This is a genomic window from Rhizobium rhododendri, from assembly GCF_007000325.2.
GTDB classification, from domain to species: domain Bacteria; phylum Pseudomonadota; class Alphaproteobacteria; order Rhizobiales; family Rhizobiaceae; genus Rhizobium; species Rhizobium rhododendri.
The window spans coordinates 1,434,123-1,449,930 of sequence record NZ_CP117268.1 but is presented as its reverse complement, the minus strand read 5'-3'; the positions used below and the strand labels follow the sequence as shown (position 1 = coordinate 1,449,930).

15 protein-coding genes are annotated in these 15,808 nt (G+C 60.2%); 6 read left to right on the top strand and 9 right to left on the bottom strand.

What is annotated here, in order from left to right; genetic code table 11:
- Positions 1–87 precede the first annotated feature (87 nt).
- Together PR018_RS24485 and PR018_RS24480 are read left to right on the top strand one after the other, a co-directional pair.
- The gene (locus PR018_RS24485; protein ID WP_142831400.1) at positions 88–807 is read left to right on the top strand and encodes a tellurite resistance TerB family protein; all 720 of its coding nucleotides are present in this window, start codon (positions 88–90) and stop codon (positions 805–807) included.
- A gap of 277 nt (positions 808–1,084) precedes the next feature.
- Entirely contained in the window at positions 1,085–3,169 is a 2,085-nt protein-coding gene (locus PR018_RS24480; RefSeq protein WP_142831401.1) for a carboxy terminal-processing peptidase, read from the top strand.
- Between the two features lie 81 nt (positions 3,170–3,250).
- Here PR018_RS24480 and PR018_RS24475 read toward each other — a convergent pair whose 3' ends face one another.
- Positions 3,251–3,517: a hypothetical protein gene (locus tag PR018_RS24475; RefSeq protein ID WP_142831402.1), complete on the bottom strand. Its 267-nt coding sequence runs from the start codon at positions 3,515–3,517 to the stop codon at positions 3,251–3,253.
- 121 nt (positions 3,518–3,638) lie between these two features.
- A complete protein-coding gene (locus PR018_RS24470) occupies positions 3,639–4,463 on the bottom strand; it encodes a metallophosphoesterase family protein (RefSeq protein WP_142831403.1) in 825 nt (274 codons plus the stop codon).
- 294 nt (positions 4,464–4,757) lie between these two features.
- Between PR018_RS24470 and PR018_RS24465 the strand changes: the two genes are divergently transcribed.
- The 4 genes from PR018_RS24465 (at position 4,758) to PR018_RS24450 (ending at position 8,101) form a co-directional block, all read left to right on the top strand.
- Entirely contained in the window at positions 4,758–5,870 is a 1,113-nt protein-coding gene (locus tag PR018_RS24465) for an ABC transporter substrate-binding protein (protein ID WP_142831404.1), read from the top strand.
- 7 nt (positions 5,871–5,877) lie between these two features.
- Positions 5,878–6,783, top strand: coding sequence for an ABC transporter permease (locus PR018_RS24460; RefSeq protein WP_244615485.1), 906 nt, complete (start codon positions 5,878–5,880; stop codon positions 6,781–6,783).
- Position 6,784: 1 nt separating this feature from the next.
- On the top strand, positions 6,785–7,534 hold the full coding sequence (locus PR018_RS24455) for an ABC transporter permease (protein ID WP_202617208.1): 750 nt from the start codon (positions 6,785–6,787) through the stop codon (positions 7,532–7,534).
- Between the two features lie 162 nt (positions 7,535–7,696).
- Positions 7,697–8,101, top strand: a complete 405-nt coding sequence (locus PR018_RS24450; protein ID WP_142831405.1) for a host attachment family protein — start codon at positions 7,697–7,699, stop codon at positions 8,099–8,101.
- A gap of 93 nt (positions 8,102–8,194) precedes the next feature.
- Here PR018_RS24450 and glpK read toward each other — a convergent pair whose 3' ends face one another.
- From glpK to PR018_RS24415, 7 genes are all read right to left on the bottom strand, one after another.
- Positions 8,195–9,688 (bottom strand): glycerol kinase GlpK, encoded by a 1,494-nt coding sequence (glpK, locus tag PR018_RS24445; RefSeq protein WP_142831406.1) that lies wholly within the window; start codon positions 9,686–9,688, stop codon positions 8,195–8,197.
- 140 nt (positions 9,689–9,828) lie between these two features.
- Positions 9,829–11,553, bottom strand: coding sequence for an ABC transporter substrate-binding protein (locus PR018_RS24440; RefSeq protein ID WP_142831407.1), 1,725 nt, complete (start codon positions 11,551–11,553; stop codon positions 9,829–9,831).
- Between the two features lie 75 nt (positions 11,554–11,628).
- A complete protein-coding gene (locus PR018_RS24435; RefSeq protein WP_142831408.1) occupies positions 11,629–11,916 on the bottom strand; it encodes a DUF2160 domain-containing protein in 288 nt (95 codons plus the stop codon).
- 2 nt (positions 11,917–11,918) lie between these two features.
- Positions 11,919–12,773, bottom strand: a complete 855-nt coding sequence (locus tag PR018_RS24430; RefSeq protein ID WP_244615487.1) for a carbohydrate ABC transporter permease — start codon at positions 12,771–12,773, stop codon at positions 11,919–11,921.
- 1 nt (position 12,774) lies between these two features.
- Entirely contained in the window at positions 12,775–13,641 is an 867-nt protein-coding gene (locus PR018_RS24425; protein WP_142831409.1) for a carbohydrate ABC transporter permease, read from the bottom strand.
- The gene (locus PR018_RS24420; RefSeq protein WP_142831410.1) at positions 13,638–14,714 is read right to left on the bottom strand and encodes an ABC transporter ATP-binding protein; all 1,077 of its coding nucleotides are present in this window, start codon (positions 14,712–14,714) and stop codon (positions 13,638–13,640) included. The genes PR018_RS24425 and PR018_RS24420 overlap by 4 nt, the downstream gene beginning before the upstream one ends.
- 10 nt (positions 14,715–14,724) lie before the next feature.
- The gene (locus tag PR018_RS24415) at positions 14,725–15,801 is read right to left on the bottom strand and encodes an ABC transporter ATP-binding protein (RefSeq protein ID WP_142831411.1); all 1,077 of its coding nucleotides are present in this window, start codon (positions 15,799–15,801) and stop codon (positions 14,725–14,727) included.
- Positions 15,802–15,808 lie beyond the last annotated feature (7 nt).

Below are 15,808 nucleotides of genomic sequence, written 5' to 3'. Positions count from 1 at the left end.
CCCATCCCGGTCCTTTCCGATCTGGCGAAATTTGTATTCGTGCGGACTGCTCCTATCTATCAATCATCATCAAGGAGGCAGTTGACTATGTTCGATGCGAAGAAACTTCTCGACCAGTTCCTGACGTCGCAGGTTCCCGGGCTCGGAGGGACAGTGCGGGACCGGGCGGGAGATGCGATCGGCAAAGCCCGGGAAAACCCGTTGGCAACAAGCGCGATCCTCGGCGTGTTGCTTGGCACCAAGACCGGGCGCAGCATCGCTGGAAATACGCTTGCCGTCGGCGGCCTTGCCGCCATCGCAGGGCTTGGCTACCAGGCCTACAAGAATTACCAGTCGGGCTCCGCGCCGGTGACATCGCCGCAGGTTTCTTCGCAGGGACAACAGCCTGTGCTGCCGCCGCCGGATAATTCCCCCTTCGCACCGTCTTCGCCTGCCAACAGCAACGAGTTCGTGCTGGTGCTTATCCGCGCCATGATTGCCGCTGCCAAGGCCGACGGCCATGTCGACGATGCCGAGCGGGCGCTGATCATGGACAAGATTGCAGCGGCCGACGTGACGGGTGAGGCTGCGAATTTCATCCAGCGAGAATTGACCGTGCCAACGGACCTCGACGCCCTGATCGCAGCGGCCGTCAGTGAGGAACAGAAGGTCGAACTCTACACAGCCTCGAGGCTGACGATCGAGCCGGATACTCGCGCAGAGCGAGGCTATCTGGATCTTCTCGCAGGACGCCTCGGCCTTGCCGATGGTCTCGTCGATCATATCGAGGCAATGGTGGTGCAGACGAAGAACGCTGCCCCACAATAACAATCGCGCAAAATTGGCATTCACGCTTTGGTGACGGCGGCAGCCACCGGCTGCCGCTTTCATGCCGGAATTCCCGTTATAAATTCGCTGAAATGCGCACAAGGCCGCGCTCGAGTGGCATCTTTAGCCGAATTCCAGGCCCGCCTTCAGAAGATAGGGGTAACGACGTTTGAGAAACGCCATACGCTTTGCTCATCCCCTTGGTTGCCAAAAGTCTAAAATTGTTCCACCAACGCTAAGCATCGAGACTCGGCATTACGAATTGGATCAAAGCTGAATGCGTAGACTTTCTGGTTTCCTCGGCATCTTTCTGGCGCTTTCATCTTCGGCTTATGCTCTGGAAATGGGACCGCTGCCCGTATTGGCGCCGCTACCGCAACAGGGACAGGCTGCACATCTCAGCGCCCAGTTTCTCACCCGCTTCAGCTACAAGCCGGTTCCGCTCGACGATGCGTTGTCGGTGAAGATAATGGACAGGTTCATCAAGTCGCTGGATCCGGACAGGATGCTGTTCCTGCAGGCCGATATCGACAAGTTCAAGGCTCAGGACACCAAGCTGGACGATGCTGTCAACAAGGAAGACCTGCAGATTCCGTTCTCAATGTTCAATCTCTATGAGCAGCGTGTCGTCGACCGTATGAATTATGCGCGCGACTTGCTGAAGACGAGTTTCGATTTCAGCAAGGACGAGAGCTATTCCTTCCTGCGCGAAGATGCGCCTTGGCCGAAGTCGGAAGCCGAGATCGACGATCTCTGGCGCAAGCGCGTCAAAGGTGACTGGCTCCGCCTCAAACTTGCAGGCAAGGACGACGCAGCCATTCGCGATACGCTCGACAAGCGCTATGAAAATTCGCTGGAGCGGGCCTACAAATACAAGAGCGAAGACGTGTTCCAATCGTTCATGGATGCCTACACCACATCCATAGACCCGCACACGGACTATTTCGGCGCCACCGCTTCGGCTGAATTCGATATCTCGATGAAGCTGTCGCTGGTCGGCATCGGCGCAGTGCTGCAAGAACGCGACGATTACACCACGATCCGCGAGCTTGTTCCCGGCGGCCCGGCGCAGGTGTCGGGCAAGCTTGCCGTCGGCGATCGTATTATCGGCGTTGGCCAGGGCGCCGATGGTCCGGTGAAGGAAGTGGTCGGCACTCGCCTCGACGAGATCGTCCAGATGATCCGCGGCGCCAAGGACTCCATTGTTCGCCTCGATATCTTGCCAGCGGAAGCAGGTGCCGATGGCGCCCATCACATCGTCAGCCTGACGCGCGACAAGATCAGCCTCGAAAAGCAGGCCGCCAAGAAAACGCTGCTCTCCATCAAGGACGGCGATGCGACGCGCAAGATTGGCGTGATTACCCTGCCGGCCTTCTACGAAGACTTCGACGCTCGCCGCAAGGGCGACAAGGATTACCGTAGCGCCAGCCGTGATGTGGCCAAGCTCATCGACGAATTGAAACAGGACAAGGCAGACGGCGTTCTTATCGACCTGCGCAACAATGGCGGCGGGTCGCTGGCCGAAGCGATTGATCTCACCGGTCTGTTTACGGGCAAGGGTCCCGTCGTCCAGCAGCGCGATGCTGGCGGCAAGGTTGCCATTGAGGGCGACGACCGCTCGCCTGCTGCCTGGACAGGTCCGGTCGGCGTGCTCATTAACCGCGGTTCCGCATCCGCCTCGGAGATTTTCGCGGCCGCAATCCAGGACTACAGCCGCGGCGTGATCATCGGTGAACCCAGCTTCGGCAAGGGTACCGTGCAGACAGTGGTCAATCTCGATCAGGTCGCGCACAACGCCAAACCGAAATTCGGCGAACTGAAAATGACGATAGCGCAGTTCTTCCGCATCAATGGGGGCACTACCCAGTTGCGCGGCGTGACGCCGGACATCGGGCTGCCGAGCCTGTCGGACCCGAAGACCTTCGGCGAGGCCAGCTACGACAATGCTCTTCCATGGACGCAGATCAAGCCGGCCAACTACAAGCCGGAAGGCGATGTGGCGGCAAAGATACCGCAGCTGCAGAGCCGCCACGACGCACGCGTTGCCAACGATCCGGATTTCAAGCGTCTGGTCGAAGACATCGCCGAGTTGAAGGCGCAGCGCGAGAAGGGCATCGTTTCTCTCAACGAGGCAGAGCGTCGCAAGGAACTGGCAGCTCAGGCGACCCGTGACAAATCACGCGAGAAGATAAACGATGGCGTCGACCCCGGGGAAGACGATGGCCTGCAGGCAAACGAACGCAGCCTGAGTGCCGATATCGCCATCGAAACCGCCCGCAAGAACGCCAAGGATGTCCTCTTGAACGAGGCGGCATCCATCATGGCCGACGACGCCGGCATAAAGGCGGCGAACTCGAAGTAAAACGAAAAGGCCGCCGGCAAACGACACTGCCGGTGGCCCCAAAACTGTCAGAGACGACAGGACGGCAAAATCCCAAACCGATCAGCGCTGGTCTGTATTCGACCGCAGTGGAAACATGTCTTCGCCGTAGCGATGAAGACGCGTGTGATGTCTGCGGCAAAGCCAGCGAACCCTCAGGGGTTCGTCATACTCGTCGTGATGGGCGTCGACGGCATCGTGACCACAGACTTCACAGCCGAGCTTTTCGAGATCGCCGGCGACGATGGCACGCTGCACCGCGAGATGAGCATTGTACTTCATCGGGTTGGCGCGGCGCCAATCTGCCTGCCTGGTTTGACTTTCGATCATTCTCGCGTTCCGATTGACGTCGTTGACTGCATTGAACTGATGCCCCCACGTTTGCCATAAAACGACATCGTTAGCCAGCCACGATCAAAATCGGCAACTGCTATGCCCGCAACGAGGACCGCTATTCCGGTTTCGGATAAATCGAGCCGTTAGAATCCTCGATGTAGGTCTCCGAGATGCCCGCAACACTGTCGAAGCGGACCTTGAGCGCGCCGTCGGTAAAGTCGAGTATCGTGATACCGAGGTTTGCCGCGCCCGGCTGTGACGGCATCGACGCATCGCGCGACAGGAAGCTCGTCGCCGCTGCCCAGATCTGGCGGGGACCATCGGCGCCTGGAAGATCGAGGGTCCGGTGGATATGGGCGCTGACGATGGCAGCCGTTCCGGTGCTCTCCACCAGCATCCGCAACCGTTGCCGCGCCGCAGTCGGGATGGCCCAGTAGGGTCGATCGGCTTCGTCCCAGTTCTCTAGAAACAGCGGCATGTGGGTGAGCAGGACAGGGGCGCGCTCGCCCCGTCCGCCAAACGCCTCGTCAAGCCAATGCCACTGCTCGGCTTCTTCAGCCAATCCGGTCGCAAGAACCTGGCTGTCGATGCCGATCAGCCGCCATCCCGGAATATCGTCGCAAATCCAGCGGTCCGCGCCGAGATGCCGGTTCCAGCGCTCCAGTCTTTCGCGGCTTGCCGGCTGACGGCTGGCGCGCGAGATATCGCCCACGTCGTGGTTGCCGGGCAGCACGAGAACCGGCCGGCGGAGTGTGTCGAGAGATTGCCGCGCGAAAGCAAGATCCGCTTCCAGATTGGCGCCATCGAGCGTCAGGTCTCCGAGCACAATCGTGAATGCCACATCGAGATCGTTGACGTGCGCCACCGCCGCATTCCAGTTGGCAACGAAATCATCGGTCTTCGCGCCGATATGGGGATCTGCGATGATCGCAATCTGCATGATGGCCTCTCTGGTTCTGTCCGGGGGCGCGGTTTGTCGGCCCTCCGACGCAAGGGCCGCATTCCCGTAACGGATCGACGCGACAGTCCGGTGACAGCTGCCCGCCAGAAGGCGCACGCAGAAAGCGAATATATTTCAATCGGATACCAAGGCGCGATATCGCCCGTCACGCTTTTGAAACTTCTTAAATCTGTCAATTGCCTGTCACTGACGATGCCTATTGGCAAATCGCCACAAGCTTTCGACGGCTATCCAAACGGCCATCAGGCGATACGCAACCCGAAGGATTTTTCGATGAATTCGTTTCACATCAATCGCAGGACTTTATTGCGGGCGGGCTCGGCGGCGCTCGGCGCATCGCTGCTCAACCTCGGCCCGCTGCGTGCCGAAGCTGCGACCATGCCGGACGGCCTCGTTGCTGCCGCCAAGAAAGAAGGCGCGCTGAACGTCGTAGCCCTGTCGCCGAACTGGGTCTTCGGCAAGATGATGACCGACTTCTCAAAGCTCTACGGGATCGAGGTGAATGCCGCCAACCCGGAGGGTTCGTCGGCCGAGGAACTGCAGGCCGTTCGCAGCCTGAAAGGCCAGGATCGCGGGCCGGACACGCTCGATCTGGCGCCGTCCTTCGCGCTGCAAGCCGTCACCGACAATCTGCTGCAGCCCTACAAGGTCGCCACCTGGAACGATATTCCCTCGGAGGTTAAAAACCCCGATGGCCTCTGGCAGGGCTGCTACTACGGCATCATCTCCTTTGCCGTGAACAAGAGCGTCGTCAAGACCGTGCCGCGTAGCTGGGCTGACCTCCTGAAGCCGGAATACAAGGGCATGGTGTCCATGGGCGGCAGCCCCGTCCGGGCTGGCGATTCCTTCGCGGCCGTGATGGCGGCGGCTCTTGCCAACGGTGGCAGCTTCGACGATATCGCGCCCGGCGTGGAGTTTTTTGGCAAGCTTGCCGCTGCCGGCAACTACAATCCGATACAGAGCGACAAGGGCACCATGATGAGCGGCCAGACGCCGATCGCGCTGCGCTGGGACTACCTCAACCTGACGATTCGCGACGACGAAGCCGGCAAGGTCGATTTCGAAGTCGTCGTTCCCAATGATGGCGCGCCGTTCGGCAACTATTATTGCGAGGCGATCAGCGCCTATGCGCCGCACCCGAACGCCGCCAAACTGTGGCAGGAATATCTGTACAGCGATGAAGGCCAACTGGGCTTTCTTGCGGGCTACGCCCATCCGATCCGCTTTGCCAAGATGCTCGACGCCGGAGTGCTGCCCGCCGCGCTGCTGGCCAAGCTGCCATCTCCGGAAGCCTACAAGAGCGTGCGTTTTGCGAGCCAGGCGCAGATCGATGCCGCAAAGAAGGTTGTCGCCGACATGTGGCCCAAGACCGTGAAGACCAATTAAGCCAGGCATGGTGCAGCCCTTTGACCCCGCCAAGAGACGGTCACGCTCCGGGCACGGCGTCGGTGCGATGCTCAGGCAGTGGGGCCTACCGGTCCTGCTGGTGGCACCATTCCTGCTGTTCTCACTGGCATTCATGGTGGCGCCCACGCTCATGCTTGTCGTCCAGTCAGTCAGCACCCGCACCGGCTTCACGCTGGAATACATCGTTGCTTTGGGTGGCGAGACATTTCGTCTCGCCACCTATAATTCGATTGTGCTCTCCGTTGCGTCAGCAGCGGTTGGCGTCACTTGTGGCGGCGCCATTGCGGCGACCGTCATTCATCGCGATGCCCACCCGGCGCTCGGTGCCATCGCCTCGAGTTTCAGCGCAGTTGCGGCAAACTTCGCCGGCGTCCCGCTCGCCTTCGCATTCATTTCCAGCCTTGGCATGTTCGGCCTTCTCACCCGGGCGCTGAAGGTCTTAGGCATCGATATCTATGCCGCCGGCTTTAGCCTGTTCTCGTTGACCGGATTGACGATCGTCTATGCCTATTTCCAGATCCCTCTTATGATCATCATCATCATGCCGGCCTTGCAAGCCCTTCGCCGCGAATGGGCGGAGGCGGCAGAAAGCCTTGGCGCAACGCCTTGGCAATATGGGCGCCTGGTCGTCCTGCCAATCCTCGCCCCGTCGCTGATATCGGCATTTATCCTGCTGTTTGGATCAGCCTTCTCCGGCTATGCCACCGCCTATGCTCTGACCTCCGGCAATCTCGTGCTGCTGACCACGGAAATCGGTAATGTGCTGTCCGGCGATGTCATGAATTCGCCCCAGACCGGAGCGGCGCTCTCCGTCGCCATGATCGTGACGATGGCGGTCGTCGTTGCGACGAGTAACCTGCTGATGCGCCGCGCCCGGCGCCGGGGAATGTGAGATGAGCGCCGGTAAGATGCTGCGTCGGCTTATCCTCGTTCTCGCGGCGACATATTTCGTGCTGCCGTTGGCGATGACTGCGATCTTCAGCCTTTGGGAAGGCGGCACCGCCTATGGTGTATCCGCCTATGCCGCCGTCTTCAGCCACAAGGCCCTGCTGCAACCGTTGATCCTGTCGCTGGAACTGGGGGTGGCAACGATAGCAGCGATCTACATCATCCTTGCACCCGCAGTCATCGCCGCACATCTCTACATGCCGCGCATGCGCGGGGTTATAGAGTTCGTGGCGATCCTACCCTTCGTGGTGCCGGCCATTGCTCTTGTCGGCGGTCTTTCGATGCTGGTTACGGGGCCGATGTGGCTAATCGGCTCGCCGTTCTATCTTGTCATTCCCTACTTCTTCCTGGCGTTGCCTTTCGCATTCCGTGCGCTCGATGTCGGCCTTGCGGCGCTCGATATCCGGACCTTGAAGGAAGCTGCGGAAAGCCTTGGGGCCGGCGGGCTGACGACGATCCGGCTGGTCGTGGTTCCCGGCATAGGCGCGGCAATCGTCAACTGTGCGCTGCTGACATTCACAGTCGTCATCGGAGAATTCACGGTCGCCAACATACTGCTGTTTCCAACCTTTCCGGTGGCGATCAATGAGGTCGGCAAAAGCTCGCCGACCCAGGCCGCCGCCCTTTCGATGATCAGCTTCGTGCTCACATGGCTGGCAATGCTGGTCATGATGGCATTTGGCCGGAAGACCTGAGCTGCGGGCCGGCGCCGACAGTCCGGCGCATTGAAAACACCGAGACAAGCACCATCCGAAGCCACGCCCGGGCGGAACAGATAAGCGCTCGAGGGGTTATTAGAGCGGCTGATATCAGTCGGCCAAACCGGCGAAATGCCACTTTGTGAATGGAAATCAGATATGCAAATTCCTCAGCACACCGTCATTGCCGTCGCCGACGGCGAAAAGCTCAACCTCTTCCAGAATGAAGGCGACGCGGCCAACGTCAAGCTGAAGGCAATGCCTGACGAGGCCGTCGACAGCTCTAAGATAGGCTCCGGCAGCCGCCACTCGAGCAGCTCTGCCAACCCCGACGACAGCCAGCAGGACGAAGACGGTTTTGGAGCCGGTGTCGCCGATCTTCTCAACAGAAAGGTGCTGGCGGGCAAGATCAAGAACCTCGTCGTGATTGCAGCGCCTCGTACGCTCGGCGAACTGCGCAAGGGCTACCACAAGACGGTATCCGACGTGCTGATCGGCGAACTCGCCAAGGACCTTACGGGTCATTCGATGCAGGACATCGAAAAGGCCTTGGCTGCAGCTTAACTGGAGCAAAACGAATGTTTGAGTTGCACCGGCCCGTCGCGGCCGGTGTATTTTTTTGGGCGTACCGCACTGAGACTGGGCTCTATGTGAAGTCTACCCACCCGTTAGCGTGCGTGACACCGCATCGCGCCAGCCGGCGATCTTTGCCTGGCGATTGCTTTCGCTCATCGATGGCTCGAAACGCCGGTCGCAATTCCAGCGTTCGGCGAACTCCTTCTGGTCTGGCCAGACCTTGGCCCCGTGGCCGGCAAGCCAGGCGGCACCGAGTGCGGTTGTTTCCAGTATGGCGGCGCGGTCGACTGACGTCGAAATGATGTCGGCAAGGCGCTGCATCGTCCAGTCGGAGGCTGCCATGCCCCCATCGACGCGCAGCACTGTCTCGACATCGTGGCTGCCCCAGTCGCGTTTCATCGCGAAAAGCAGGTCCATCGTCTGGTAGGCAACCGCTTCCAGCACGGCGCGGGCGATTTCGGCGGGGCCGCTGTTGCGTGTAAGGCCGAAGATCGCGCCGCGCGCCTCGGCATCCCAGTAGGGCGCGCCAAGACCGGTGAAGGCCGGCACGATGTAGACTTGCTGCTCTTCATCGGCAGCATCGGCAAGCTCGCCAGCCTCGGATGCCTTGCCGATGATCCCCAACCCGTCCCTCAACCACTGCACGGCAGCGCCGGCGATGAAGATCGAGCCTTCAAGGGCATAGGTGGTCACGCCGTCGAGACGATAGGCGATCGTCGTCAGCATGCGGTGGGACGAATTGACCCTTTCCACGCCTGTATTCAACAGCGCGAAACAGCCGGTGCCATAGGTCGATTTCATCATGCCCGGTACAAAACACGCGTTGCCGATGGTCGCCGCCTGCTGGTCGCCGGCAACGCCAAGGATCGGGATCGCTGCGCCGAACAGATCTGGCGTCGTTTCACCGAAATCGTCGGCGCAATCCCTGACGTCCGGCAGCAGAGAAGGGGGTATCCCCAGGATGGCGAGAAGTTCTTCGTCCCAACGATTATCGGTAATATTGTAAAGCAACGTCCGGCATGCGTTGGTCGCATCGGTCAAATGCCTCTTGCCGCCGGTCAGTTTATAGATCAGCCATGTATCGATGGTGCCGAAGCAGACAGAGCCGGCCTCCGCCTTGTCTCTTAACCCATCGACATTCTCGAGCAGCCAGCGCAACTTCGTGCCGGAAAAATAGGGATCGAGCAGAAGTCCGGTCTTGGCGGAAAACAACTTCTCGTACCCGTCCGCCCTGAGGCTTTCGCAGATCTCGGCCGTGCGACGGTCCTGCCAGACAATGGCCGGGTGCAGTGGTGCACCCGTGTCGCGGTCCCAGACGACCGTCGTCTCGCGCTGGTTGGTGATACCGATGGCGGCGATGTCGGCGGCTCCAAGCTTCGCCTTCTCCAAAGCCTCGCGAACAACGTCGACCACGGTTTGCCAGATCTCCTGCGGATCGTGTTCGACCCAGCGCGGCTGCGGATAAGACTGGGTAATTTCCCGCTGCGCCGAGGCGACCATTTTCATCTCTCCATCGAAAACGATAGCCCGAGACGATGTCGTTCCCTGGTCGATTGCGAGAACATAGCTACTCATTCATGCGCTCCGATAAGGCAGTAAGCTGCGATCCCGCCGGTCGGCAGGCTGTTTGTGGGATGGTTTTGCGGCAAAGGCCGCCGGGTGAACCGGCGGCCAAGGGGTGGCTCAGGCCATCGGGCCCGAGCCTGTAGATCCGGCTACTTGGACTGCCAGCTCTTCACCAGTTCGTCGTAGTTGACGGTCTGCGGCTTTTCCTTCTCCTCGGCAATCTTCAGCTGAGGCGCAAGGTTGCCCTTGGAGACGGCATCCTTGTTCCAGTAGGCCAGATCATGCTCTTCGGCGAGTTTGGGGCCAATATCGCCCTGGACCTTGGACCGCTCGATGCGCTCCATGACCTTTTCCTGGGCTTCGCAAAGCGAATCCATCGCTGCCTGGGCCGTCTTGGCACCGGATGCGGCATCGCCGACTGCCTGCCACCAGAGCTGGGCAAGTTTCGGATAGTCCGGAACGTTGGTGCCTGTTGGCGACCATTGCACGCGGGCCGGCGAGCGATAGAACTCGATCAGGCCGCCAAGCTTGGGAGCGCGCTCGGTGAAGCTCTTGTCGCGGATGGTCGACTCGCGGATGAAGGTCAGGCCGACATGGCTTTTCTTGACGTCGACCGTCTTCGAAGTGACGAACTGCGCGTAGAGCCAGGCAGCCTTGGCGCGGTCGGTCGGTGTCGATTTCATCAGCGTCCAAGATCCGACGTCCTGGTAGCCGAGCTTCATGCCGTTCTTCCAGTAGACGCCATGCGGGCTTGGAGCCATGCGCCATTTCGGCGTGCCGTCGTCGTTCATGACCGGCAGGCCGGGTTTGACCATGTCGGCTGTGAACGCCGTGTACCAGAAGATCTGCTGGGCGATATTGCCCTGTGCCGGCACGGGTCCGGATTCGGAGAAGGTCATGCCTTGCGATTCCTGCGGGGCATAGGCCTTGATCCAGTCGAGATATTTCTGGATCGAGTAGACGGCGGCAGGACCATTGGTGTCGCCACCGCGCGCGACGCAGGAGCCGACCGGACGGGACTTCTCGTCGACCTTGATGCCCCACTCGTCGACGGGAAGGCCGTTCGGCAATCCCTTGTCGCCGTTGCCGGCCATGGAAAGCCACGCGTCGGTGAAGCGCCAGCCGAGCGACGGGTCCTTCTTGCCGTAGTCCATATGGCCGAAGACCTTCTTGCCACCGACATCGCGGCCGGTGAAGAATTCGGCAATATCCTCATAGGCAGACCAGTTGACGGGCACCCCGAGCTCGTAGCCGTACTTGGCCTTGAAATCGGCCTTGTTCTTCGGATCGTTGAACCAATCGTAGCGGAACCAATAGAGGTTGGCGAACTGCTGGTCGGGAAGCTGGTAGAGCTTCTTGTCAGGAGCGGTGGTGAAGGATGTACCGATGAAGTCCTTGAGGTCGAGACCGGGATTGGTCACGTCCTTTCCTTCGCCGGCCATCCAGTCGGTCAGGTTGCGGACCTGCTGGTAGCGCCAGTGGGTGCCGATCAGGTCGGAGTCGTTTACCCAGCCGTCATAAAGGTTCTGGCCGGTCTGCATCTGCGTCTGGATCTTCTCGACGACGTCGCCTTCCTGGATGACGTCGTGGGTGACCTTGATGCCGGTGATGGCGGTAAAGGCCGGTGCCAGCACCTGCGATTCATACTGGTGGGTGGTCAGGGATTCCGAGACGACCTTAATTTCCATGCCTTTGAAGGGCTTGGCGGCGTCGATGAACCACTGCATTTCCTTTTCCTGCTCTGCCGGCGACAGCGTCGACATGTCGCCGATTTCCTTGCCGAGAAAGGTCTTTGCCTCCTCCATTCCCGCATAGGCAGTCCCAGTTACGGCCAGCAACAAGGCTGCCGTTGTCGTCAGTAGATGCGTTCGCATGATATCCTCCCGAATTGCGATTGCAGTTGTGTCAGTCCCGGAGCGCCGGATATCGGCGACCCGTATCGACTTGCCTCAGACGAAGCGGAATACGCCGACGGCGTAGGCAACGGAGAGAGCAAGAGCCCACCACAGGTTGGGTCCGACAAGACCCAGCCATGCGAGATGAATGAATGCGGAACCGAGCAGCGACACGAAGAACCGGTCGCCGCGGGTGGTTTCGAAATGAAGAATGCCGACGCGCGGATTTCCGCCCGGCGAGACATATTCCCAAAGCCCCATGCCCAGCAGCAGGACGAGTATCACCACGAAGAAAATGATCGTCGGCGGCGTCCATGCCATCCAGCTGAAATCGAGATTCATGATCATACCCTCCCGAGGGCAAAGCCCTTGGCGATGTAATTTCGAACGAAATAGATGACGAGCGCCCCTGGGATTAGCGTCAGCACGCCGGCCGCGGCCAGCAATCCCCAGTCCATACCGGCTGCCGAGACGGTTCTGGTCATCGTCGCGGCGATCGGCTTGGCGTCGGTCGTCGTCAGCGTCCGGGCGAGGAGCAACTCGACCCAGGAGAACATGAAGCAGAAGAACGCAGCGACCCCGATGCCGCTGGCGATCAGCGGAATGAAGATCTTCACGAAGAAGCGCGGGAAGGAATAGCCGTCGATATAAGACATCTCATCGATCTCCTTCGGCACGCCGGACATGAAACCCTCGAGAATCCAAACCGCCAGCGGCACGTTGAAGAGGCAATGGGCGAGAGCGACGGCGATATGCGTATCGATCAGGCCAAAGGCCGAGTAGAGCTGGAAGAACGGCAGGGCAAAGACCGCCGGCGGTGCCATGCGGTTGGTCAGCAGCCAGAAGAACAGGTGCTTGTCGCCAAGGAAACGGTAGCGCGAAAAGGCATAGGCGGCCGGCAGGGCAGCGGCAACCGAGATCACCATGTTCATTACCACATAGATGATCGAGTTGATGTAGCCGGAATACCAGGCGCTGTCGGTAAAGATGATGACGTAGTTGTGCAGCGTCGGGGCGTGGGGATAGAGGGTCATCGAGGAAACGATTTCCTCGTTGGTCTTGAAGCTCATATTGACCAGCCAATAGATCGGCAGCAGCAGGCAGAGGATGTAGATCGTCGGGATCAGGAAGCCGAAGCGCGATCCCTCTGCCTTGAGGACCGGATTGGCGGATGGAGCGTGAGCGATAGCGATAGCCATATCAGGTCTCCGCGTCGTAGCTGGTCATCACGGTGTAGAACACCCATGAGAGCAGCAGGATGATCAGGAAGTAGATGATCGACATGGCCGCAGCCGGGCCAAGATCGAACTGTCCGAGCGCGGTCTTCACCAGATCGATTGACAGGAACGTGGTCGAGTTGCCAGGTCCGCCGCCGGTGACGACGAAAGGCTCGGTGTAGATCATGAAGCTGTCCATGAAGCGCAGCAGGATGGCGATGGTCAGCACCCGCTTCATCTTCGGCAGCTGAATGTAACGGAACACGGCCATGCGGGACGCGCCATCGATCTTGGCGGCCTGGTAGAAAGCATCCGGAATGGACACCAGACCGGCATAGCAAAGAAGCACAACGAGGCTCGTCCAGTGCCAGACATCCATGACGATAACGGTCAGCCAGGCATCGAGGGGATTGCGGACGTAGTTATAGTCGATACCCATGGAATTGAGCGTATGCCCAAGCAACCCGATATCGCCACGCCCAAACACCTGCCAGATCGTGCCGACGACGTTCCAGGGAATGAGCAGCGGCAGCGCCATTAGTACCAGGCAGACGGGGACCCCGAGACCCTTCTTCGGCATGTTCAGCGCGATGAAGATGCCGAGCGGAATTTCGAGCGCGAGGATGATGAAAGAGAACACCAGGTTGCGCTCGAGCGCGGACCAGAAGCGGTCGGACTTCAACGTCTGGACGAACCAGTCGGTACCGGCCCAGAAGAACTGGTTGTTGCCGAACGTATCCTGGACCGAATAATTGACCACCGTCATCAGCGGGATCACCGCCGAAAAGGCCACCAGCACCAGCACCGGCATGACGAGGAACCAGGCCTTGTTGTTCCATGGCTTGTTCATGCCCGATCCTCCCGGCCGACACGCCAGGAATCGGCGTAGATACTGATGGCGGTGGGATCAAAGGTGATCCGTGGCTCCGATGGGATCTCGCCGTCTTCGGGAACGATGATGGCAATTGGCTGGCCCGCAAACTCGGCGCGGACGATTTTCTGACGGCCGATATCCTCGACCTTGCTGATCGTCACCGGCATGCCGTCGCGGTCGATGCGGATGAATTCGGGGCGAATGCCAAGCTCGGTCTTGGCCGCCTTTCCGGTGTCCGGCGCATAGCCGAGCGCCAGGGTCTGGTCGCCGACATGCACTAAGCTGCCTTCGACGCGCGCCGCCATGACGTTCATGCCGGGCGAGCCGATGAAATAGCCGACGAAGGTGTGACTTGGTCGCTCGAACAGCTCGGCCGGCGTACCGATCTGAACGATCTGTCCGTCGTACATGACCACGACCTTGTCTGCGAAGGTGAGCGCCTCCGTCTGGTCGTGGGTCACATAGACCATGGTGTAGCCGAACTGCTTGTGCAGCAGTTTCAGTTGCGAGCGGAGCTGCCATTTCATGTGCGGGTCGATGACAGTCAGCGGCTCGTCGAACAGGATCGCGCTGACATCGTTGCGCACAAGGCCACGTCCGAGCGAAATCTTCTGCTTCTGGTCGGCGGTGAGGCCGCTGGCCTTGCGGTTCGCCCAGCTCGATAGATCGATCATGTCGAGCGTCTCGCGGACCCGAAGATCGACGTCGGCTTCAGCCACGCCCCTGTTGCGCAGCGGAAATGCCAGGTTGTCGTAGACCGTCATGGTGTCGTAGACGACCGGAAACTGGAAAACCTGGGCAATGTTGCGCTCCTGCGTCGGCAGATCGGTGACGTCCCTGCCGTCGAACAGGATGCGGCCATGGGACGGGCGCAGAAGGCCCGAAATGATGTTGAGCAAGGTCGTCTTGCCGCAGCCGGAGGGTCCCAGCAGCGCATAGGCGCCACCGTCCCGCCACTCGTGGTGGACTTCGCGCAGCGCATAATCCTTGTCTGTCGCCGGGTTCGGCGCATAGGCATGGCGGATGTGATCGAGCGTGATGCGTGCCATTTCCGGTCTCCTATCCGTTCGCCGCGCGGGCAATCGAGTGCCCCGCGGTATCGAAGGCCATCAGGTGGCGGGTATCGACGAACAGGTCGACGATGGTGTCGGGATCGATATCGTGGATGCCATGTTCCAGCATCACCCAGCGCGAGCCTGCCGCCTCCACGTGGATAAAGCTTTCGGAGCCGGCGATTTCGGAGATGATCACCCGCGCCTTGAGGGCTGCCGAAGTTTCATGCCGCCTCGCGACAGACAGATGGTGAGGCTGGAAGGCTATGACGCATGGACCTTCCGGCACGCCGGCGAGGTGGTCCGGCAGCTGCAGGATCGTTTCTCCGTCGCGCTGCAGCGCATTACCGGCGCGCACCAGTGCGATCGTATTCAGTGGCGGATCGGCGAAGGTCCGGGCGGTGACGAGGTCGGCAGGGTTGCGATAGACGTCGATGGTTGGACCGAACTGGCTTATGCGCCCTTCGCTGAGCGACGCGGTGTTGCCGCCAAGCAGCAGGGCCTCGGACGGTTCGGTCGTGGCATAAACGAAGATCGATCCCGAGGCGGCAAACAGGCGAGGCAGTTCCTCGCGCAATTCCTCGCGCAGTTTGTAGTCGAGATTGGCGAGTGGCTCGTCGAGCAGCACGAGGCGGGCGTTCTTGACGATGGCACGCGCCAGCGCCGTGCGCTGCTGCTGGCCACCGGAGAGGTTGAGCGGCAGGCGGTCGAGATAGGGCGTCAGCTTCATGAGCTCGGCGGCCTTGCGCACTTCGCGGTCCACCGTCTGCTTATCCTTGCCGGCAATCCGCATCGGCGACGCGATATTCTCGTATACCGTCATCGCCGGATAATTGATGAACTGCTGATAGACCATGGCGACCGAGCGCTTCTGCACCGGCAGGCCGGTAACATCGACGCCATCGAAGTGAACCGTTCCCGAGGTTGGCTTGTCCAGCCCGGCCATCAGCCGCATCAGAGACGTCTTGCCGGACAAGGTCGGACCCAGCAGGACGTTCAGTGTTCCTCCCTGAAGGACAAGGCTGGAGGGGTGAATATGATATTCACTGCCCGCCATCTTGGCCACATTTCGCAATTCCAGCATTAAATCC

Excerpts from the sequence above, each read along its gene's own strand:
- PR018_RS24455 (WP_202617208.1), top strand. The coding sequence starts at position 6,785 with ATGAGCGCCGGTAAGATGCTGCGTCGGCTTATCCTCGTTCTCGCGGCG.
- PR018_RS24425 (WP_142831409.1), bottom strand. The coding sequence starts at position 13,641 with ATGAACAAGCCATGGAACAACAAGGCCTGGTTCCTCGTCATGCCGGTG.
- glpK (WP_142831406.1), bottom strand. The coding sequence starts at position 9,688 with ATGAGTAGCTATGTTCTCGCAATCGACCAGGGAACGACATCGTCTCGG.
- PR018_RS24415 (WP_142831411.1), bottom strand. The coding sequence starts at position 15,801 with ATGCTGGAATTGCGAAATGTGGCCAAGATGGCGGGCAGTGAATATCAT.
- PR018_RS24420 (WP_142831410.1), bottom strand. The coding sequence starts at position 14,714 with ATGGCACGCATCACGCTCGATCACATCCGCCATGCCTATGCGCCGAAC.
- PR018_RS24430 (WP_244615487.1), bottom strand. The coding sequence starts at position 12,773 with ATGGCTATCGCTATCGCTCACGCTCCATCCGCCAATCCGGTCCTCAAG.
- PR018_RS24460 (WP_244615485.1), top strand. The coding sequence starts at position 5,878 with ATGGTGCAGCCCTTTGACCCCGCCAAGAGACGGTCACGCTCCGGGCAC.
- PR018_RS24475 (WP_142831402.1), bottom strand. The coding sequence starts at position 3,517 with ATGATCGAAAGTCAAACCAGGCAGGCAGATTGGCGCCGCGCCAACCCG.
- PR018_RS24480 (WP_142831401.1), top strand. The coding sequence starts at position 1,085 with ATGCGTAGACTTTCTGGTTTCCTCGGCATCTTTCTGGCGCTTTCATCT.
- PR018_RS24440 (WP_142831407.1), bottom strand. The coding sequence starts at position 11,553 with ATGCGAACGCATCTACTGACGACAACGGCAGCCTTGTTGCTGGCCGTA.
- PR018_RS24435 (WP_142831408.1), bottom strand. The coding sequence starts at position 11,916 with ATGAATCTCGATTTCAGCTGGATGGCATGGACGCCGCCGACGATCATT.
- PR018_RS24450 (WP_142831405.1), top strand. The coding sequence starts at position 7,697 with ATGCAAATTCCTCAGCACACCGTCATTGCCGTCGCCGACGGCGAAAAG.
- PR018_RS24470 (WP_142831403.1), bottom strand. The coding sequence starts at position 4,463 with ATGCAGATTGCGATCATCGCAGATCCCCATATCGGCGCGAAGACCGAT.
- PR018_RS24465 (WP_142831404.1), top strand. The coding sequence starts at position 4,758 with ATGAATTCGTTTCACATCAATCGCAGGACTTTATTGCGGGCGGGCTCG.
- PR018_RS24485 (WP_142831400.1), top strand. The coding sequence starts at position 88 with ATGTTCGATGCGAAGAAACTTCTCGACCAGTTCCTGACGTCGCAGGTT.